This window comes from Bacillus sp. 16GRE42, from assembly GCF_019837435.1.
GTDB classification, from domain to species: domain Bacteria; phylum Bacillota; class Bacilli; order Bacillales; family Bacillaceae_G; genus Bacillus_A; species Bacillus_A wiedmannii.
The window spans coordinates 733,255-755,526 of the sequence record NZ_JADAXF010000001.1; the positions used below are offsets into that span (position 1 = coordinate 733,255).

General features: G+C 35.4%; 18 protein-coding genes and 2 pseudogenes. 5 read left to right on the forward strand and 15 right to left on the reverse strand.

Annotated elements, in window-relative coordinates:
- Positions 1–61: 61 nt before the first annotated feature.
- From ILS93_RS03805 to ILS93_RS03815, 3 genes are all read right to left on the reverse strand, one after another.
- Positions 62–901 carry a YitT family protein gene (locus tag ILS93_RS03805; RefSeq protein WP_000747488.1) on the reverse strand — a complete coding sequence of 280 codons (840 nt, stop codon included), beginning with the start codon at positions 899–901 and terminating at the stop codon, positions 62–64.
- A gap of 338 nt (positions 902–1,239) precedes the next feature.
- A complete protein-coding gene (locus tag ILS93_RS03810; protein ID WP_000438999.1) occupies positions 1,240–1,509 on the reverse strand; it encodes a 2TM domain-containing protein in 270 nt (89 codons plus the stop codon).
- Positions 1,510–1,688: 179 nt separating this feature from the next.
- Positions 1,689–2,330, reverse strand: coding sequence for an ATP F0F1 synthase subunit alpha (locus ILS93_RS03815; RefSeq protein ID WP_064475812.1), 642 nt, complete (start codon positions 2,328–2,330; stop codon positions 1,689–1,691).
- Positions 2,331–2,603: 273 nt separating this feature from the next.
- Here ILS93_RS03815 and ILS93_RS03820 point away from each other — a divergent pair, with 273 nt between their 5' ends.
- On the forward strand, positions 2,604–3,635 hold the full coding sequence (locus ILS93_RS03820) for a S66 family peptidase (RefSeq protein ID WP_222660010.1): 1,032 nt from the start codon (positions 2,604–2,606) through the stop codon (positions 3,633–3,635).
- 196 nt (positions 3,636–3,831) lie between these two features.
- Positions 3,832–4,227: a DUF3224 domain-containing protein gene (locus ILS93_RS03825; RefSeq protein WP_064475814.1), complete on the forward strand. Its 396-nt coding sequence runs from the start codon at positions 3,832–3,834 to the stop codon at positions 4,225–4,227.
- 233 nt (positions 4,228–4,460) lie between these two features.
- Here ILS93_RS03825 and ILS93_RS03830 read toward each other — a convergent pair whose 3' ends face one another.
- The 10 genes and pseudogenes from ILS93_RS03830 to ILS93_RS03875 all read right to left on the reverse strand — a co-directional run bounded on the left by ILS93_RS03830 (position 4,461) and on the right by ILS93_RS03875 (position 14,269).
- Positions 4,461–4,838, reverse strand: a complete 378-nt coding sequence (locus ILS93_RS03830) for a hotdog family protein (protein WP_064475815.1) — start codon at positions 4,836–4,838, stop codon at positions 4,461–4,463.
- A gap of 85 nt (positions 4,839–4,923) precedes the next feature.
- Positions 4,924–6,171 (reverse strand): DUF1015 domain-containing protein, encoded by a 1,248-nt coding sequence (locus tag ILS93_RS03835; protein WP_064475816.1) that lies wholly within the window; start codon positions 6,169–6,171, stop codon positions 4,924–4,926.
- Positions 6,172–6,184: 13 nt separating this feature from the next.
- Entirely contained in the window at positions 6,185–7,357 is a 1,173-nt protein-coding gene (locus ILS93_RS03840; protein ID WP_064475817.1) for a 3-phosphoglycerate dehydrogenase family protein, read from the reverse strand.
- A gap of 12 nt (positions 7,358–7,369) precedes the next feature.
- On the reverse strand, positions 7,370–8,452 hold the full coding sequence (gene serC / locus ILS93_RS03845) for a 3-phosphoserine/phosphohydroxythreonine transaminase (protein WP_064475979.1): 1,083 nt from the start codon (positions 8,450–8,452) through the stop codon (positions 7,370–7,372).
- A 210-nt stretch (positions 8,453–8,662) separates the two neighbouring features.
- Complete coding sequence (locus ILS93_RS03850; protein WP_000670800.1) at positions 8,663–8,854, reverse strand: DUF378 domain-containing protein; 192 nt, start codon at positions 8,852–8,854, stop codon at positions 8,663–8,665.
- A gap of 89 nt (positions 8,855–8,943) precedes the next feature.
- Entirely contained in the window at positions 8,944–10,011 is a 1,068-nt protein-coding gene (locus tag ILS93_RS03855) for a glycoside hydrolase family 113 (protein WP_064475818.1), read from the reverse strand.
- A gap of 770 nt (positions 10,012–10,781) precedes the next feature.
- Complete coding sequence (locus ILS93_RS03860) at positions 10,782–11,234, reverse strand: SMI1/KNR4 family protein (RefSeq protein WP_000018399.1); 453 nt, start codon at positions 11,232–11,234, stop codon at positions 10,782–10,784.
- A gap of 14 nt (positions 11,235–11,248) precedes the next feature.
- Positions 11,249–12,481, reverse strand: a pseudogene (locus tag ILS93_RS03865) (WXG100 family type VII secretion target).
- 645 nt (positions 12,482–13,126) lie between these two features.
- Positions 13,127–13,340 (reverse strand): annotated as a pseudogene (locus tag ILS93_RS03870) (alpha/beta-type small acid-soluble spore protein).
- 50 nt (positions 13,341–13,390) lie between these two features.
- Positions 13,391–14,269 carry a CPBP family intramembrane glutamic endopeptidase gene (locus ILS93_RS03875; protein WP_088047162.1) on the reverse strand — a complete coding sequence of 293 codons (879 nt, stop codon included), beginning with the start codon at positions 14,267–14,269 and terminating at the stop codon, positions 13,391–13,393.
- Positions 14,270–14,629: 360 nt separating this feature from the next.
- Here ILS93_RS03875 and ILS93_RS03880 point away from each other — a divergent pair, with 360 nt between their 5' ends.
- The 3 genes from ILS93_RS03880 (at position 14,630) to ILS93_RS03890 (ending at position 18,650) form a co-directional block, all read left to right on the forward strand.
- Entirely contained in the window at positions 14,630–15,967 is a 1,338-nt protein-coding gene (locus ILS93_RS03880; protein ID WP_064475821.1) for an erythromycin esterase family protein, read from the forward strand.
- Between the two features lie 201 nt (positions 15,968–16,168).
- Entirely contained in the window at positions 16,169–16,747 is a 579-nt protein-coding gene (locus ILS93_RS03885; RefSeq protein ID WP_088047160.1) for a sensor domain-containing protein, read from the forward strand.
- Between the two features lie 115 nt (positions 16,748–16,862).
- A complete protein-coding gene (locus ILS93_RS03890) occupies positions 16,863–18,650 on the forward strand; it encodes a helix-turn-helix transcriptional regulator (RefSeq protein WP_064475823.1) in 1,788 nt (595 codons plus the stop codon).
- Positions 18,651–18,907: 257 nt separating this feature from the next.
- Here ILS93_RS03890 and ILS93_RS03895 read toward each other — a convergent pair whose 3' ends face one another.
- Together ILS93_RS03895 and ILS93_RS03900 are read right to left on the reverse strand one after the other, a co-directional pair.
- The gene (locus ILS93_RS03895) at positions 18,908–21,298 is read right to left on the reverse strand and encodes a penicillin acylase family protein (protein ID WP_222660012.1); all 2,391 of its coding nucleotides are present in this window, start codon (positions 21,296–21,298) and stop codon (positions 18,908–18,910) included.
- Between the two features lie 82 nt (positions 21,299–21,380).
- Positions 21,381–22,133 (reverse strand): DnaD domain-containing protein, encoded by a 753-nt coding sequence (locus ILS93_RS03900; RefSeq protein WP_222660014.1) that lies wholly within the window; start codon positions 22,131–22,133, stop codon positions 21,381–21,383.
- Between the last annotated feature and the right edge of the window lie 139 nt (positions 22,134–22,272).

The following is a 22,272-nucleotide window of genomic DNA, read 5'->3' on the forward strand; positions in this document are numbered from 1 at the left end:
AGATTATTCAAAATAGATTCTTACGTTTTAGTATTAAGATTATTTTAATGAAAAGTAATTTCTATGCTTTAGAAATATCTACGAATCCTTCTCCAAATACGTCACGAACATCGTGTATAGCAATGAACGCAGCCGGATCTGTAGTTTGAACAATCCGTTTTAGCTTGACTACTTCTTGCTTATTAATAACAACATAAAGAATTTCCTTCGGAGTTTTCGTGTAATAGCCATGACCTGAGTACACAGTAACCCCTCTGCCCATTAAGGTAGTTACCTTCCCGGCAATTTCATTCGGGTTATCAGAAATAATCGTAATGGCTTTCTTCGGATTTAAACCTTCAATTACAAACTCCATCACTTTCGTTGCTACATATAGCATAATAATTGTTATCATCAGTTTTTCTGCACCAATGATGAAATAAGATGAAAACGCAACAATTAAATCGAAGAACAGTAGACCGTAGCTAATGCTCCATCCTAAATATTTATGCGTCATCCTTGCTAAAATGGTAGTACCTGCTGTTGTTCCGCCAACGCGAATAATAAGACCAATCCCGCACCCAATAAATATTCCTCCGAAAATGGCATTTACAAGCATTTCATCCGAAGCAATCGTCCAACCTTCTGTCAAATGAAGGAATAGCGAATTCGTAACTACAGCGATAATCGTATAAATTGTTGTAATCTTATTCAAAAATTTATAACCAGCTATTAACAAAATCGCATTTAAAATTAAGTTAACTAAGCCTGGTGACCATTCAAATAAATAATACGTAATAATCGTGATACCAGTTACTCCACCCTCACCAAACTCGTTCGGGATAACAAACAAATTGACACCTAACGCAAATAGAAATGCACCAATAATAATAAAAATAATGTCTGTCGTTCTTTTTTTCATACAGTACCTCACTTCTTATGTAAATATTTATTCTGTCATAAACTCTCACCATTATATCGTGGAATATTCAAATCGAACAGTGGTTTATTTTTATTTTAATATAGGATGATAAAACAACTTTATCCTATATCCACATGTAATTTAAAAAATAAAACAACTGTATTTATTATGTACTACAAGTAAAGTTTTGATTTCACATGCAGTTGATGCTAAAAAATGAATATGAACACTCACTCGCACAAACTTCGAATACAAAACAAATAGGCGAAGCTATAGAATAGACTTCGCATCAAACATTTGATCCCAGAGATTTATATTCATACATTCCAGAAATAAATTTACTTATCTTTCTCCATATATTCTTTAATCTTTCGTTCTTCCCACTCTTTTCCGAATATCCCAACTGGAAAAGTTGTCAAACCGTGTATAACGATACCGATCCCCCAACCTGCAAGTGGATATACAAACCATAATTTACTTGAATCAGAGCTTATATTTATAATAAAAAGCATTAAGTTCACTAGTATATAGACCGTTAAATGAATATAAAACGCTTGTAAATTCTCTACCCTTTTTTTAGCTCGTAAATAAACCTCATCTCGCTCCACCCTTAAACACCTCTTTTCATATTATTTTTTTCACCTTCGCTCCAGTATTAACATCATATTCTAATCAGAAATCCGTTATTCTCAAAAAAACATAAAACAAAAAAGTACCCATCGAATTATCATACATATGATGATTCGATGGATACTGCATGATACATTTGTTATTTACAGAATTCTAATTAAGACCAAATCCAAACATCATCATTATTTTCAACGTCGCTCTTTACCTCATGAACTTTTTCAATGTTGTCCGTTGTGTTCCAGTTAATAGAACTTCCGCCCCATCCTACAAACTTCATATCAATTTTTACTTTCTCACCCGTATGAAATACTTGTCCCTTCGTTAAGAAAACATCAATAATAACTTTCTTCCCGTTTAGTGATGGATACTCAACTACGACATATTTAGTAGAACCTTCTCCTTCCTCTTCCCTCGTTCCTACTTTTGATACTTCCCCAATCACATAATCAGGAGAACCATCTTCTTTCATGTGCATACCTAATTTATGTGACGTATTTTCAACTGAATTTGCAATCATATATTCCGTGAAATTACGCATCATAGATCCAGTAACTTTTACTTCATCTCCTACTTTCACATTTGAAAGGGAATCCATATACACACTAACAGGTTCCTCATATTGCTTAGATTTTACGACAATTACACCGTTATCTACTTCTATTACTCGTCCTTCTAACGTCGAGAAATTGGATTCCATAGAAGCGGCACTCGCTTTTGACAGTTCTAATCCTGGTAAATTCGTTCCTGATAATGCTGCGATTCCTAAAGCACCTGCTAAAATTATTTTTTTCATACCCATATGTAACCTCTCCATTCATGATGATTATATTTTTTGATTGGATACGACCAACCTGTAACCATTATAGTTACAGGTTGTACAAAATAGCAACTATCTTTCTTATGCAATGTTGCATACTGTAACTTTTAAATATACTCAACACTAAGACTGAATTCTTAAATACTGGCAGGTAAACGGATTAATGATGAAGAAAATAATGTGATGCATCATATTTTTTCAATGCTACAGTTTGTATAATCGTAGTCCATTACATTATGTAGGAGCGGAGTTAATATGTTAAAGAAACCAAAGAGATTACAGGCAGGAGATATTGTGGCAACAGTAAGTCCTTCATGGGGAGGCGCAGGCGATTCTGAGATAAGATGGCGTTATGAACAAGGAGTAAAAAGATTAGAAGAAGTTTTCGGTCTTACGGTTATCCCAATGCCAAATAGTTTAAAAGGTAGCGAATTCATTTATAACAATCCACAGGCTCGTGCGGAAGATTTAATGACAGCTTTTAAGGATACGCGCGTGAAAGCAATTATTGCGAATATTGGCGGTGAAGATAGCATCCGCTTACTTCCTTATATAGATTTTAATGTAATACGTGAAAATCCGAAAATTTTTATGGGGTACTCTGACGTTACCGTTTCACACTTGTTTTGTCATAAAGCAGGAGTTTCCTCTTTTTACGGTCCAGCCATTTTAACTGATTTTGCCGAAAATGTAGAGATGGATCCATATACAGTTGAAATGGTAAATCGGACTCTCTTTTCAAATGAGACAATTGGCGAGATTCAACCAGCTCCTGAATGGACAAGTGAGCGTTTAGAATGGATAGAGGTAAATAAAGATACAAGGCGTACGATGCAACAAAACAATGGCTATGAACTACTTCAAGGCTCTACTACCGTACAAGGACGCTTAATTGGTGGTTGTATAGAAGTATTGGAATTTGCAAAAGGTACGGAGCTTTGGCCTGAGAAAAAATATTGGGAGAATCGTATCCTTTTCTTTGAAACTTCTGAAGACCATCCAGAACCAAGCTATATAAAGTATTGGTTACGAAATTATGCAGCACAAGGCATTCTGCAAAAAGCAAGGGGCATCATTTTTGGTAAACCAAAAGACGAAATGTATTATGAAGAATATAAACATGAAATACTGCAAGTAATGAAGGAACATAATTTAGAAGATTTGCCGATTCTTTATAATTTAAATTTTGGCCATACCGAGCCGAAGTTTATTTTACCTTACGGTGCGATGGCAGAAATTGATTGTGAAAATGGGTCTTTCTCTATTTTAGAGAGTGGCATAGAATAAAGGAAAACTTTAAATAAGTATAGCCATTTTCCTGATCCTACAGAAAAAATAGCGTGTTTTTTCATTTTAGAGAGTATTTTATTTTGGTTAGCTTGATAGCGCCATGAAAGGACCCCAATAAATAAAATCACTCCTATGAGATATGACTGTGAATTAATACTTTTTAAAAGTATATAATTGGAGGGAGATTACGTGTATGGAAGTAACATTTACAGTAAGTAAATGGGATGAAAAACTAATCGATGATACTAGAAAAGATTTCCCTATCAATATTGCCCATGTTGAATATGATATTGATGGTGAATTAAAAGGAAAAGCTTTTGTTGAATACTTGTTATATTATTTAGACTCAAATATAAATGATGGTCACTTGGCTACTGCTAAAATTTCTGGATTTTTACACTTTGAAGGAATTTATAAGGGGCAACAAGGGACATTTACAGCTATAGAGCAAGGAATATTTGATAAAGGAAATCTAGATTCCCCAGGAACAATTATTAAAGCTACTGGTAACTTAGAAGATCTGAGAGGGTCCTACCATTATCAGTTTACAGGTCAAACTAGTAAACTGATTTTAGAGTTTGAATTTTAGCAAAATATCCTATAATTTAGTGGAAAGGACATTTCTTGTAATACTAGGAATGTCCTTTTTTTGTTGACGAGCTTATTCAACTATTCTTCTATTAGTTAAGAAAAGAACAAAGTATATTACATAACGTCTTATTATCAGTATTCAACGATGCATAAAATTTTCGTTATGGTGGAATTAAAAATCTAAGCTCGAGAGGCATGTGGCCCCCACCTATTCATTACTTTTCCTACTAACTAAAGAATAATCCCAGAAAAACTCCCCTTCATAACTTCTTTTTCAAGTTGATTCCTACATACAAACATCGCAATAATCTTTGTACGATTTTTTTCATCAGGCTCAAATTGTTCAATGGTTACGTCACAACGAATCGTATCACCGCTAAACACAGGACGTAAAAATTCAAAATCCATCTTGCGAGCTAATACGTTATAATCACCGCCAATTTTTGTAGGCAATGTTGATGTTAACAGTCCTTGTACAACGAATCTCCCCTGCTCATCTGGTGTAACATGATGAACACCTTCATCTTTCGATACTTCCGTAAATAACGCAACATCTTCTTTTGTAAAAGTTCGTTCAAAGGTGATTTTTTCTCCTACTTTCAATTCCATCCATACCCCTCCTCAAAAACACTTTTAACATAAGAAAAACCGAAACTATAATCATTTCGGTTTTTCAATCTAACGAAGTCTATATTTACTTTAAAGAATGTACAAACAACCCACTACGCAGTTTCGGTTCAAACCACGTTGATTTCGGCGGCATAACTTCTCCAGCGTCTGCGATTGCTAATAAAGATTCCATTGATGTCGGATATAATGAGAACGCTGCTTTATATTCACCGCTATTTACAAGTCGTTCTAGTTCTTCTAATCCGCGGATTCCTCCTACAAAATCGATACGTGAATCAGATCGCGGATCATGTATTTCAAGTACTTGGCTTAATAAATGATCTTGCAGAATAGATACATCTAAACCTTTTACAAGGTCGTTCGCATCAAATGTTTCCTCTTTCACATTGAGCTTATACCATTTCTCGTTTACATACATTCCAAATGTTTTTGGCTCATTTGGTTTATACGGAGAAACAGCTGCTTCTTCTACATAAAAGTATTGTGCAATTTGCTTTAAAAACTGTTCTTCTGATAAGCCGTTTAAATCTTTCACAACTCGGTTATAGTCCCAAATGGATAATTCATCGTGAGGGAATAATACAGATAGGAAGAAATTAAACTCTTCTTCTCCTGTGTAATTCGGATATTGTTCTCTTCGCATGATCCCTACTTTTGCAGCTGATGCAGAGCGGTGATGTCCATCTGCAATGTACAGGTTAGGAATATCTTCAAATAAGTTTACTAAACTTGCAATTACTTCTTCATCAGCTATTTTCCAAGCAACGTGCCTAACGCCGTCTTCTGCTGTAAATGTATAGATTGGCGCATGTTCTTCTTTCCAGCTGGCAATGAAACGCTTTATCTCTTCTTTTGTACGATACGTTAAAAAGATAGGACCCGTATTTGCGTCACATACATCTACGTGGCGAATGCGATCTAGTTCTTTTTCATGACGTGTTCTTTCATGTTTTTTAATTGTATCATCTTCATACTCATCAATCGATGTACAAACGACAAGGCCTGACTGCGTTCTTCCTTGCATCGTCAGTTCATAAATGTATAACGCTGGCTCTTCGTCTTGAGTGAACACTTCTTCTCGTATAAATCGATTTAAATTTTCACCCGCTTTTTCATATACACGATCATCGTACGGTGAAAGTGCCGGGTCTAAATCAATTTCCGCTTTATCAACGTGTAAGAAAGAATACGGATTCCCTTTTACAACCTCTCTTGCTTCTTCACTATTTAATACGTCATACGGTAAAGCTGCAACTTCCGCTGCTTTTTCTTCTACTGGACGAATGGCCCGAAACGGTCGGATTTTTGCCAAGTTCCTCTCTCCTTTACACAATCATTCGAACGGCTACAACACCTGTAATTTTGCTTATATTTTCCACTATATTCTCTTTTATTATATCATCAATTCCGTTATCAATATCAATCATTGTGTACGCCCAAGAATGTTTACTACGATTAATCATATCGGCAATATTAATATGATGTTCTGCTAAACATCCTGTAATTTGTCCTACCATGTTCGGAACGTTTTGATGCATAATCGTAATTCGTTTTTTTCCGATATACGGCAGTTCGACGTTTGGATAGTTTACTGAATTACGAATATTTCCTGTCTCTAAATATTCACGTAATTGGCGCGCTGCCATGATCGCACAATTTTCTTCCGATTCAGACGTAGATGCACCAAGATGGGGCGTCGCTGTTACATTTTTCATCTTTATCACATTTTCATTCGGGAAGTCTGTTACGTAATGCGTAATAACATCTTCTTCTAACGCTTTTTGAAGAACATTTTCATCTACAAGTTCTCCTCTAGAGAAATTGAATAAACGCATACCTTTTTTCATCTTCTCTACAGCGTGTTCACCAATAATTCCCTTCGTTTGATTCGTAAGAGGAATATGAAGTGTAATATAATCACATGTTGCAAAAATTTCATCTAAACTAAATGCTCTTTGCACATGTGTTGAAAGGCGCCATGCAGTTTCAACTGAAATGTAAGGATCATATCCGACAACGTCCATTCCTAAAGCTAACGCATCATTCGCAACTAAAGCACCGATTGCACCAAGGCCGATTACACCTAGACGTTTCCCTGCAATTTCTGATCCAACGAATTGTTTTTTCCCTGATTCAACAAGCTGCGGTACTTCTTCACCCTCTAAATTTTTCGTCCAGCTTACACCGTTAATAATGTTACGTGAAGACATAATAAGACTAGCGATAATAAGCTCCTTTACTGCATTGGCATTCGCTCCTGGTGTATTAAATACTACAATCCCTTTTTCTGTACATCTCTCGACAGGAATATTATTTACACCAGCACCAGCTCTTGCAATCGCCTTTAATTCTTTTGAAAATTCTTCTTGGTGTAAAGAATAGCTGCGAAGTAAAATACCGTCTGGGTGGTCCATTCTATCCCCTACTTCATAACGCTCTCCGTCAAGAACTTGCAAACCCTTTTCCGCAATTTGATTTAACGTTTGAACACGAAACATATCCCCATCTCCCTATCTATTCTCAAGCTCAAATTCCTTCATATAATTTACTAATTGCTGTACACCGTGTACTGGCATCGCATTGTAAATACTTGCACGCATACCACCGACTGAGCGATGTCCTTTTAACGTAACAAGGCCGTGTTCTTTCGCTTTTTGTAAAAACTCATTGTTCAGCTCTTCTGACTGTGTTGTAAACGGAATATTCATAAGTGATCGATACGTAGGATCAACTGGTGAAGTAAACAATTTTGATTCATCTAAGAAATTGTAAAGAAGTGAAGATTTCATTCTATTCTGTTCTTCAATCGCAGATACCCCGCCTTGCTCTTTCAACCACTCTAGTACAAGTTTCGTTACGTAAATACTAAAGGACGGCGGTGTATTATATAAGGAGTTATTTTTGCTGTAAGTTTCATAGTTTAACATTGTAGGACAAGAGCGTTCTGCTCCCCCAATTAAATCTCTTTTTATAATAGCAATCGTTAAGCCCGCTGGCCCTAAATTCTTTTGCGCTCCCGCATATATAAGACCAAACTTCGTAACATCATATTGTTCTGATAAAATATTTGAGGACATATCCGCAACGAGCGGTACTGTATCTAAACGTGGAATGTCCACATATTTCGTACCCTCAATTGTATTGTTTGTTGTAATATGTACATAATCTAGTTTTTCATCGCCTAGTAAACCATCCAGTTTAGGAATTGTAGTAAACTTCTCTTTTTCAGAAGAAGCAAGCACTTGTACTTCTCCTACTTTTTCAGCTTCTTGCAGTGCCTTTTTAGACCATGAACCAGTCAATACGTACCCTGCTTTTTTGTACGTATTCATTACATTTAACGGTATCATAGAGAATTGTAATGACGCACCGCCTTGTAAAAACAGTACTTCATACTCATCAGGAATGTTCATTAATTCACGAAGTAGTTTACTCGCTTCATCTATAATACTTTGAAAATAAGAAGATCGATGACTCATTTCCATAATAGACATGCCTGTCCCGTTATAATTTACAAGCTCCTTTTGCACTTTCTCTAAAACTGGCAAAGGGAGTATTGATGGTCCAGCTGAAAAATTATATACTCTCTCCATCACCTTAATAACCTCCCTATTTCTCATTTTTATTAATTTTTAAACTTTCTGAATTATAACCCGAAATATAATACGTGGTCAATTTGTTTTCCACTATTACGGCGCAAGACGCAATGGAATCGCTTGCAATTGCAAACTATTTTTTATAAACATACAAAAAAGTGTTAAGTACATAATCGTACTTAACACTCTAGTAATAAAGTATAATTGCTAATTGTCCGTGAAGAACCTATCAAAAATTTGATAAATAGCAGAAAGACCAAAGAGCCAATAAATAGTGTCCACAAGCGCCGGCATAGAACCAAACCATTTCTCAACTACATTGTAATCTAACGCTACAAATAACCAATTCAAACCGCCAAGAATCACCAAAATTACTGTAAGGTAAGACAAAAATTTCATTATGATTGCCCCCTAGGTGATAAGATGGTGAAAGGCCTTTCTCTAGAAATATATGTGGTAAAATTCAAAACTTACCTATTTAATAAAAATTATTTTTGATACCAGCCATTAATAACCGTTTCGGCTTCTTTACTATGTATTTGATACGCATGTGTACTATCATTAGAGCCAATAAACCAAATAGAAAAACCTTTAAAATACGGTTTCGTTTCTAATACTTCTCGGTAAGCGCGCCATCCGTTTAATTGTACGTCCTTTGAAAACATATTAGAAACATCTGGATTCCACGGATTTTGTAATCCAAGCTCACGCGCCGGAACGTTAAATCCACCAAAATAAACGGGCTTTCCTGTTGCTTTATGTAATTGTTCCAATTGCTGCACAACATTTTGCCCACGATTATACACTGTCGTCGCAAATAAACTTTGCTTTACTTCTTCGTATGTTGGATTTCTTTTTCCCGAAACTTCAAACCAACTATCGATACTTACAATATCAACCTTTTTTAAATACGGACGATTGATTTTCTCCTTAAACTTTGCTTCATACGAAAGATCAAAGCTTGCTGTTAACCACCAATTCATTTGATACAAAACATTTCCTTTGTACTGCTTACGAACAAAATCAATCGTATCGTTCCAGTATCCTTCTGCATATTCCATGTTCACGAAATTAGAGGCAATCTTAAGTCCGTACACATTGTATTTACTCGTAATCGAATGAAAGATGTCTTGCAGAATAACCGTTTTCCAATTCCAGAAGAAATCATTAATATTACTCGGATTCCATTCCGTTTCCCCAACATTTCCTTGCTGAATATATGGGAACGGTTCCACAATAACTTGAATATTACGCTTTGATAATTCTTGAATTAAAATAATAGCCTGTTGCTTTTGCGCTTGATTAATTACCATGTTCGTAGAAGTCACGTTCGGAATATCTACCTGAATCGGTACATTTACTGTATTTAAATTTAAGCGCTCTACATCCGCTAACACTTTCGATACATTTCCAACTTCCCACACCGTTACGTTTCCTGACTTTATCTTTCCTGATTGAACAGTATTCACATCTGCCTGTACATTTCCTTGGAAACAAAAAGAAAACAACATCATACACACTCCTAAAAAACTTACTAAACTCTTATTTTTCTTCACAACTTTCCTCCTATAATTTTTGGCATTCTTGCTTATTCTATACAACGTTTCACATATATTCCATTAAAAAAAGAGTGGAATTTTCATCCATAAAAATGCTATTCATCCTTTATTCATATCTTATTCATACTAACCTCCTAAAAATAGTAAGGTAAATAAAAAGGAGCTTATTTCCGCTCCTTTTTTGTCCTTATACAATTGAAATTGTCGCCTTCCTTCTAACGGCCTAATTAAATTATATTTTTCATATAAATAAATTTTTATAATCATAAATGTATCAAAAAAATTTTATCTATATTCGCTTTTTATTTGTATTACTTTTATATTTACTTCATTATTTACTTTTGCAGTTAAGAATTCCTTTGTTCTTCTTTCAAAAATCACACCATCATACAAATAAATGCTTAACTGTGTACAAAGTAATAATTACTTCTTTAAGAAGTACCCATTTTCTTGTCTCAATATATGGACAAGAAAATGGGTACCAAATGAAAGGTGTCTATAGTTAATTCAGCATTCTACACTGTATAATTAGTTCCTACTTTCATGTCTTTCTACATCACAGTTATTGACTTTCTTGAATCCATATTGTTTCCGTATCTCCAGTAATCTTGTTTAAAGCTCGTTCAGCTACAATAACTGTTGATGCTGTAATATAAAGGTAATCCAAAAAAGTAATCGTAATTAAACTTGAGAAAGCGGATGATGGTTAGAAAATTAGTAAATCATAAAAAAACGTCCTAGAATTCTAGGACGTTTTTTTAGTTCCCTCAATCTTCTTCTTCGAAATCACGTAGACTAGCAAGTAATTCTGTAAATGTTGAGCAAACAGGATATATTGCTTCCTCTATGTCTTCTTCCTCATGATCCCAGAATACGATTATTGGTGAATCAGTGTTGTTTCGATAATCAAAGCATAGAAGATTGCCGAATGGATCTCTAGCAAAAGGATATATTTTGTCAGGTAATCTATCTTTCGTACTATTATATGTTTCTAGAATTGAATATTTTCTATCAGAATCTAAGGTTAAAAGATTATTAAGTGAATTTTCATCTTGATTTGGAATGTTAAATGTATCTGGCGTTGGATATCCACCATCATATTTTTGTACACAATCAATAAAATCATTAGGAAATTTAATATTTAAGTATTGTTCTAATTGTTTAATTTGGTCATCTGTTACTCTTTTTTCATTTACATTAATCCATGTAATGTGACTCATGGCTAAATACCTCCCTATTTATCGCTATCTTTTCCCCAAATTTTATATCCACCTGTATGACCAGTATCATGATGAGTCTGATAATCTACAAGTTGCATCCTTCCAGTGTCTTGATGATGATGCCATGTATAATGCTCTGGAGTTTTTCCCATTTTAAATAATTGAATTTCTTCATCCGTAAATTTTAAAGCTAATTCAGGACTTTCCATTATTTGTTCATATAATGCCTTACTACACTTTCTAGACTGTGTTGTTCTAGACTTTTTGAAATCTGCCTCTTTTAACATTACCTCGCCTTTTGATTCAAAAATAGGAAATCCTTCAGCATCATACGGAATACCTGTAACAGGGTGCTTATCTCCTGCTAAGTCTCCTTTACGCAAACGAATCGTTTTTGGTCCATTTGCACCTTCATAAGTATACGTAGCTGCTTTCTGTAAATATGGTTGTGTACTACCGACACCTGCATATGAAAGATGATTACCAGCTTTAAATTCATAGTTATTTAATATGTGTAATGCATTTCTGTATGCCGGAGAATTAGTCACAAGTGATTTTCCCTTTAGTAAACCCTGTAATAGCAGCCACCTTACCTGCTTGTCCTACTTTATCTAGCCTTTGCTACCAACAAAGCCTGTGAGTAGCGTAGTGACTGCGTAAGCTGCATAATGTTCTCTGCTTTCCAGATCTCCATTCCAAAAATTATTCATAAATGTATCTGATACAGTGTTCCATACAGCAGGAATAGTCTCTCTATAGTTTACAATCGCATCTCGCATATTTAACTAAGTTTCTTTATCTCCTAAAGCTACGAATCCTTTCCATGCATCTACAACACCATCTACAAAACCAGTAGAAATACCCGTCCACGCAGCATTTAAATCCTTTTTATTGAAAAATGACTCTTCTGATTTTGGAGGGAGTTTTCCACACATGGCTCCTTCTTGAATATCAGAGTCAACTAAATTTCCGTCATACGATTCATCCGCTTCTCGGAATTTAACAGCTGCACGTTCTAATTCTACTGCGATTTTATCTAATTCTTGCAAAATGTTAAACATCATTGGTTTTGCTTCATTAAACATCTGATAGAAACGATCACTGCTTGCTCCGCTCCACTGAGAAGCTATATATTCAATTTGAGAGTATAAATCTTTATGTATATATTCTAATGATGATCTCGTATTGCTTACGGTTTTAGCAGCTTGTTCTAATTGTTCCGGTGTTACCTTTATTTGTGTGCTCATTCCATCCTTTCTTTGCATATATATTATGAAAATTATAACATATCATTATTTCATTAAGGGTTAGCATTTGAAAATATCCGTTCCTAAAAGTGAAAGTATATTCCATCATAAAAACAGCTCCAATTCCTCATTAGAAAAATGAACTGCCCCCTTAAATAACCCTCGTTGTTATAAAAGACATCACGTTTTTATACTGATAGTATTATAAAATAAGCGGTTTATTAATTTTGCAATGAAATTCATTTTATAGACCCCTCTCTTTGTCAATAATTTATCTATTCAACAAAATTATATATTCAGATATATAATTAATAAAAAAACAAATTTCCGAAAAATATATTTCGGTCATTACATAATTTTTGATATTCGATTGATAGTCATAAGAAAAACATAATAGGGTAACGCCACATGCTCATCAAGCGAAGTTAAAATTATATCCTCAAAATAAAAAAACGCTATACTTATTGTAAAAACTTTCAACTGGAGTACTGATGAAATCAAAAGAATTGAATCAATGCTTTCAGTATCCGTTGTATTTCTTCCAGAAGTCCTTACTCCTCTTTTTACACAAAAACAGACTGTGGAGAAGATTTTCTCCACAGTCTGAAAAGAATCCATATATGTTTTTTTATTTATCACCTTAACTTACTGTAACCTATATTGTCCTGTTAATTGTTCTTCTGTCATTCGAACTAAGCATTTTGTAATTTCTCCACCGACAGAACCATTTGCACGTGCTGATGTATCCGGTCCTAATGTGACTCCTAATTCACGAGCAATCACGTACTTCATCTGCTCAATAGCTCTCAGCAGAAATAAGAATCTCATTTGTATTACTTTCATGTCTTTGAACATCCATAATTGCGCCTCGTCATATTTCACTAATTGAATTTAAAACACATCCGTATGCTATTTAGTAAGATTTACTATTCGAGACGTAATTATTGCAGTAATTAAGATAATACTAGCGGTTATCAAGCCAGATTCTCCAATCCAAATCTCAGTTTGATATCCTGTACTTGCACGTGCGAAAGGTCCTTGTATAATGGCATTCCAAGTGGTATGGATGATAACCGAAGGCCAAACGCTACCTGTGATAAGTCGTAAATAAGCTGTAATATAACTGAAGGGCACAATACAAAAATAGATGCCAAGTACTGAAAGTAGGATAGATGATCCCTCTACATATAGACCAGCAATAACAATTGGAACATGCCACGTTGCCCAAATCAATCCACTAATAAGGATAGGCCGTGAAAACTCTGCATCGACTAGCCTTGTGAGCATATAACCTCGCCAACCCATTTCTTCTCCTAAAACTGGGATTAAGTTAAGCAAACTTCCTAAAATGCCGCTCAATATTACTAGATAAATGAAACTGAATGGTTCCGGTAGATACTGAAGTCCAAGTATATTGTAGATCGGTTCTAACATACCACCTTCGGGATGCTGAAACTCCGCAATTCCGCTCAACCAGGCGATAGAATAAGTAATTCCACAAATAATCATAGGTATTAGCAGAGCAAACCCAATCCCCTTCCATATCTTTAAGTTACCGAGACTAAAAGATACATCTTTAAACCCTTCTTTCAGTATTATGCGAGTCAAAATAGAAGAAAATGCTGGGGTAAACATATATACCACAATAAGCGGCATACTTTTAGTAATTATTACTACTACATTTAAGATAATAGAAGTAATGATTAAGATACTCAGAAAGAGTTGAAGTCCTATTTTAGCACGTTGGATTTTATCTTTATTGTGAAACGATTTTGCGTGTAATATCATTGTAATCCGCCCTTCCCCTTTAATTCACTTGTTTATCGAATTTACTTCTTCTCATTTCCACAGACACAACTTAGCATAAAAATATTTTGGCATACAGATTCATTCATCTTTAAAATCCCTCCCAAATTTATAATCTAGTCTTACTTGCGACTCATCAATGTAATTATTATTTATAAGTTGTCATAGCCGATAGTACAAAAGTGTAATGATTAGTCTATGACCTGTGTCAATTAACCTTATGACAATATGTAACTAGAAAATATGATATGGGATAGATAACAATTGAATGAAGGCAATTGATACGTGCAAGTACATGAATCAATCTTGCTTTTAAAAATAATTCAATTGGGGTGGAAAAAAATGAATAAGAAAAGAATAATTGCAATGGTTAGTACAGCTTTATTAGTCACAGGATGTGGGGAAGTAGGAAACGCTCAAACGGTAGCAGTCGAAAATTCAGGTCAATCAATCCAAAAAAATATAGTTAAATCAATACAATCACAGGCTTATCCATTAAAAACGATAGAGCCGTCAAAATCATTTGAGGATTTAAAACCACTTAAGAAAATGATTGGGAGTGCACAATATGTAGGATTAGGAGAGAATACTCATGGAAGCTCTGAAATTTTCACTATGAAGTTTCGACTTGTGAAATATTTGGTTACTGAGATGGGTTTTACAAATTTTACAATGGAAGAAGATTGGGGAAACGGCTTAAAGCTAAATGAATATATCCAAACAGGAAAAGGAAACCCTAGGGAGTTTTTAAACTTGTTATATCCTACTGATGAAATTATAGCCATGATTGAGTGGATGAAAGATTATAATGCTGATTCATCCAATAAAAAAAAGATCCAATTTATTGGGCTCGACTTAAAAACGTTGGACCAAGGTAGCTTTAATAAAGTAATTGATTATGTAAGGGTACATCGACCAGATTTGCTGGCAGAAGTAGAAGAAAATTATAAAGAATTATCGTCTTTTACTGGAAGTGTACAGGAATATATGAAACTTACTCCTGAATTGAAAGAGCAGTTCAAAGCAAACGCTGAGAGAGTAGCCCGATTACTAAAAGATGAGAATGTGCAAGCCAACACAGAAATAGTTTCACCTGAGTACATCTGGGTTAAAGCAACGGCAAGTGCAATAGAGAAATTTACCACAATGCTACTGCCTAACGACTATCCAAGTATGATAAAGCTACATGAGCAATACTTGGCCGATCATGCAATGTGGGCACAAGAGACATTTGGTGGTAAAACGATGGTTTGGGCACACAATATTCATATTGCTAAAGGCATTATCGATGAGGAATTATACCCTGATGTTGCGGGGCAGTTTTTAAAGGAACGTTTAGACAATAATTACGTCACAATTGGTAGTACAACTACGGAGGGGAATTTCACCTTATACAGCGAATATAATCCTTCCACCGGGGGTAAGATTACAACGGATACGATTCCACAAAATGTAAATAGTTTTAACTATACCCTCGGAAAAGTACCATATAACATGTTTTTATTGGATAACCGTCACCTTAAAGGACAAGCAGAGAAATGGGTTAAAGCAAAAAGACCATTACTAAGTTTAGGGGGACAAATCCTCCCGAACAGTTCGTTATACTTTGATACTTCATTGCTTGAGCAATTTGATATTATTTTTCACATTCGAAAAACAAGTCCATCTCATATTAAATAAAAGTACAAAACAATCCCTTCTTGCATCTGCCAGAAGGGATTGTTTTATGGAGATTAATATAAGCATCTTTTTTAACCAGAAGTAGGTTACTCTCCCCTTTTTAGCATCATTTAGAACTGTCATATGACACTTTTACACTAGTGAGAATGACAAAAAAAGCAGTACAATTCGGTTATTACATAGATAGGAGCGATGAACTTTATGAAATCAAGATTCATCCAGAATGGTTATTTTTTATTGCTAACTTTCGTTACAGGCTTGTTTTATTTTTGTTTTTATCTAATAGCTCTGCTATTCAGCTTCACCCTTTCATTCACGGTAATTGGGATTCCACTAGTTATACGCGTACTACAGACTACTACACCTTTTATCCAATTCGAGCGCATACAGACGAAAATTTATACAGACATTTCAACAGACTCTTACGATAGAAGGATAACAATGGATACATCGAACTGGGCTCAGATGAAATTAGTGCTTACAGATCGTCGCACTTGGTCTGCTGTCTATTGGTTAATGCAGAAATTTGCGATTGGCATTATTAGTCTCATTAGTGCAACCATTTTTTATGTAATGCCACTTATGTTGCTGTTGGCACCACTACTGTATCGATACATCGAAATGAACATTATATTCATACAGATAGATACTTTTACCAAGTCACTCTTTGTAATGTTTATGGGTATAGTATGTATCGCCATAAGTATTAGAATAGTAGATGGTTTGACAAAGAAAATTGGAGGCTATACACGTAGTATGATTCGGCAACTAAATCAATAGAAATTTGCAGTCTGTGAGTAGTATCGCCGTTTTAAAATAAAAAGTATAATAAGGCAGGAAGGATTAAATTATAATATAGGAAGTAAAAAGGTAGGCTATTTAGGGGGTAAATGACTTGTTTGATATGGTTAAATATTGGTTTTGGTATGATTGGATTATGTTAGGAATCCGTCTACTTGCTAGTGTGTCTATCATTCTAGCTACATTAAATTTTCAGGATGGTTTAACATTACCACTTTGGATTATTATTCTTTGGGAAATTATTGCCTTCTCTGTTCCATGGGTAGCCTTACTATTCAATTATAAATATTATTTATTCACAGAAATATTGCTTTATGGTGGACTATGTATATATTTAACCTCTTTATTTCCAGAGGCTTACAATATTTTTCTTATATCAGTGTTTCTTATCGCAGCAAATAGTAAGCATTTGTCCTATTATTGGACAGCTCCAACAACAGTTTTTATAACAACTGGAATTTTCTATGCGGTTGCGCCAAGTAATAGCTATTGGGTTATGGTCATCTATTATGGATTCGCTTATGTAATGGGATTCGCCTTTCATTTATTAATTGTCAATCATAAGCAAAATGAAGCAATTCGTAAACAAAACGCGGTACTTGAGCAGTATATGTCTCAGATTGAACGCATTACACTGGCAGAGGAACGAAACAGACTGTCGAATGAGCTTCATGATACAGTTGGTCACGCTTATACTTCTATTATTATGGGAATGGAAACGTTGCGTACCGAAATTTCTACTGAAATGGGTATACAGAGGCTAGACTCTCTGCTTGAAATGGGACGGAAAAGCATCGAGGACGTGAGAGGTTACCTACATCAAATGGATTCTCCGTGTCAATCGCCTTCCTTGATTCAATCTCTACAAAATCTTGGAGCCGAATTTCAGGAGCACGCCCAGGTAAATGTAAGTTTTCGGACATTCGGAGAGGAATATCAATTGTCTCGGCAAGCGAAGATCGCATTCATTCGTTGCTTACAAGAGTCTCTTACGAATGCAGTACGTCATGGTCAGGGAACTGAAATTATAGTTTCATTGCAGTTTGAACAACAATATACGAGGTTAGAAGTTCAAGATAATGGAAAAGGAAATGTAGAATGGCAGGAAGGCTTCGGGATGAATGCGATGAAAGAGCGGGCAATGAACTTGCAAGGTCAATTGTCTGTATATACAAAGCCAGAGGAAGGAATGCTTGTTACATGTACCATACCACGACAAACTGAAATAAAAGATGGACTTATTCGTTTGTTAATTGTAGACGATCAGCCATTTGTTCGAGAAAGTTTGAGGACATTACTCGATAGATATGAAGATTTAAATGTAGTCGGTTTGGCTGAGGATGGCAATCAAGCCATCGATTTGTGTGGGCGCCTTCAACCCCATGTTATACTTATGGATTTAGATATGCAGCACATGGATGGAATCAAAGCAACCAAAAAGATTAAGCAACAATGGCCACATATCCGCGTATTGATTTTTACAACGTTTCAAGATACCGAACAGGCGTTGGAATCGCTTCGCAACGGTGCGGATGGTTTTTTACTCAAATCTATTGAAACGTTGGAGCTAGCTAATACGATCCGACTTATTCACAAAGGTGGGACACTAATTGATCAGGAAATGTCTCACAAAATATTTGAGAAGTTTGATGAGCAAAAAGAGACACCACAATCAAAAGCAACCGCTTATGAGCTAACAGCTAGGGAGATAGAAATATTGCAGCTAGTAGCAAAAGGACTTCGTTACACTACCATAGCATCAAGGTTATATTTATCGAATGGTACGGTCAGAAATTATGCTTCCACAGCTTATACAAAGCTAGGAGTTCGTAACAAAGAAGAAGCTGTTCAAAAGGCTCTAGAAATTGGAATTATTGAATAACAAAATGTTTTGCGGTGTATAAAAATGAGTAACAAAAAAAGAACGCTTTCTGTGGTTTCTTTTGTAACAGAGTAAATAAGGCCCGTTATCGTATAAGTAAATGTTAAAACACTTACTGTTTTGTCATAATAAAATCATTGAATCTTATCCTCTAAAATACAATAGCCTACTATCAATTTATCTGATAGTAGGCTTTTAAAATTATTTAAGAACTTGGTTATGTTCTAATTTAACAGTTTTCATCAGTGGAAATATTATCACTTCGGCTCTAAAGTTAACACCTTCCCCTCTATCCCCTCCGTATTCAATGAAGTCGTATGATACGTTCCGTTTACCCAATCATCTATTTGATCATGGTACCAATCGCTTCTAAAATGTCCCGATTGTCCTGGTCCTACGATATGATAACCGTTTGACATATCTTTCGTATCAATCACGAATCGCCAAGAAGCTCCGTGATTGACAATACCGTTTTCTCCGTAACTCGCTGCTTGAACGGTAACTTGGCTGCCGCCGATTGGAATTGGTTTTTCACGATTAAATGCAAGTAGTGCTAGCATACTAGATGATTTTGAAATTGGATGTGTGAACGCCAGTTGATGGTAATCGCCCCACTTCCACTCCGCAACATCAGGGCCATATTCCTTCTGTAATTTCTTCATTACATTTTCGTACGATGTATGCACAACTTTCGTGAAACCTCCGTACTTCGTAAACCAAGCGCTATTTTCTCCTGCCACTTCTTTTCGAATCAATTCATCAACTACTTGTGACTTCCCTTCAAATAACTCCATCACATCTTTCGGTATTTCTTTTGAAAATAACGTATTCGAAATCTCTTTCATTAATAAATGGAATAGTAATGGTGCTGCTTCATCTTTACTATCGTTAAAATTCCACTTTGTTAATTGTTTTACGCCTTCTTTCTCTACTTCATTTAAAGATGCTTTATTTAACTCTTTTAACAATATAGGAGCAAATTCTTTCCCGTATAAATTTTTTTGATCCATCTGTAGCTCTTCTAAATCTTTCACCGTATACTTTTCTTTCTCTTGTAAAAATTCTTGAATACGCATTTGTCTATATGGCTGCGCCCACGTATTACTAATATGGTACGGATAATTATCATCCACAATTTTATTATTTGCAGTTGAAATAAACCCTTGTTTTGGATTTATTACTTTTGGAAGTTGATCATATGGGATATACCCTTCCCATTCATATTCATCTGTCCACCCTGGCACTGGCAAACTCCCGTCACCTTTTTTACGCACTGGTATATTTCCATTCGCTTTATAAGCAATTGTGCCGTCATTTGATGCAAATACAAAGTTTTGAGTTGGTGTATGAAAGTCTTGAAGTGCCGTTTCAAACTCATTCCAATCTTTCGCTTTGTTCATATTTAATACGGCCTTTAATTCAGCAGAAGGCTCCAAAGCAGTCCATTTCAAAGCGAATACCGTTTTCGTTTTCTCTTTTCCTTTATCCGCAAACTCTGAAATAACTGGTCCATGCCTCGTAACCGTCACATTATACGGAACTGTTTTCCCGCCTTTTACTTTAATAGATTCATCAACAACAGTAGCTTTTTCCCACTTATCGTTATACAAAAATTCATTTTCATTATTAGGATTTCGCTTCTCAATATATAAATCTTGCACATCAGGACCAGTATTCGTAACACCCCATGCTATTTTGTCATTGTGACCTAAAATAACACCTGGTACTCCTGCCAAAATAACGCCACTCACATTCAAACCTTTCATTTCAAGTTTCGATTGATACCAAATAGAAGGCGTCGCAAGAGATAAATGAGGATCATCCGCTAAAATTGGCTTACCAGACGCACTCTTCTCACCGCTTATGCCCCAGTTATTACTACCATTAAACTCTGGCGGAATGACCGCTTTTGCAAAACTTTGTGCTACGTCCACATTTGTATTTTTCAGTTCAGCTAACAATCTAGGTGCATCTTTCGGATATGTAGGAAATAGCTCATTTGCTTGCTCTTTCGGTAAATTTTTTAGCGCCCAATATCGAAACGCCTGTCCGTGCCAATGTCCACCTAAGTCAAATGCCATATACTTTCCAATCGTTAACGTATCAACAATGGACCATTCAGTAGGCTCATAACCTAATATAGTAAACTCAACTGGCAATTTCTTTTCCTCTTTTGCCTCGCGTATAAAAGCGTTCACCCCATCAGCAAATGACTGCAGGGCATATTTCGCTTCCCCGTCATATTGACTAACAGACGCTTCGGCTGCTCGTCGTAAACCGAGTGTTCGAAACAACTTATCTCGATCGACAGCTGCTTCCCCTACAACTTCACTTAACATCCCAGAAGCTTGCCTTCTACTTAAATCCATTTGAAACAAACGATCTTGTGCTTGTACATACCCTTGCGAAAAATATAAATCGTGTGCATTTTCCGCTTTAATATGCGGTACCCCTTTACTATCCCGCTTTACCTGAACAGCATATTGTAAATCCTCTAGCTTTATCGTTCCATCTATCTTTGGCACAGAACTAAGCGTATATATGTTCAAAAAAATCACTGTACAAATAACTAACAAAAGAACGATACTACTAGACCAAATGAAAATTTTCTTACCTCTAGTTCGTTTCTTCTTTATGACGACTTCCATATAACCCCTCCTTTCCCAAACTATTCGCTACTATTTAATGAAGAACCTTTTAGAAAAGTTGAAAAACCCATACTTTCTCATACTACGGATCATACAAACTACATACCTCTCTCTTATGTACACCTTCCTTTCTTTCAATGAAATCTACTCGCCCTTTCTTACACCAATTCCTCAAAATCCCCTTCACATAAGCAAGCGTTCGCTTATTATGTTCAAACGCAATTTTAAGTGCCTTTCGTACTGTCTCTCCTGAAACCTTTTGTATCCACTCTTTCAATTCTTTCACGATATATGGAGATAGATTACTTATATGTCGTTCGTAAAACTTATAAACTTCACTATGCAACGTATCCTCTTCTATCTCTTCTTCCTTCTCCTCAACAACTTCTTGTAAACTACTATTATCCTCTTCTTTTGGCATACCAAAATGCTGCAATAACAATGGAATCTTCCATTCTTCTTCAAGACATTTACATAAAAACATATGTATGAACTCTTTATTTTTTACAGTCTTTAACTCACGTAACACACACTTCTCTACATTTGTATTTAAAATAGGGTTATAGTGTAGCCAATTTAGTATGTATAACTCTTTCGTTTCCGCATAGTATAAAATCTTTCCGTATTCAACAAATCTATTTAACAGCTTCTCAACAGTTTCCATACTGTAGCCTGTTTCCAGTTCTGCCACACGCTTCGGTAATACGTAAATTCCACATTGCTTCGTTTTCGTACCAGTTAACAAATATATGTAAAAATAACGCTCCTCTGGCGTTAAATCTAATATGAATTCATCTTGCCAAAAGCTCACCTGCACATTACGGTACACCGCCATATATTTACCTCCTCCTTTTATTCATAAAAAGGCAGAATTCAATCTTTCAATATACATATAGGAATAAGGGCTTTGTTTTTGCATTTGAATTCCAAACTTTTTTAACTACTACAACGCCGGTTTTATTTTTTCGCGCTTT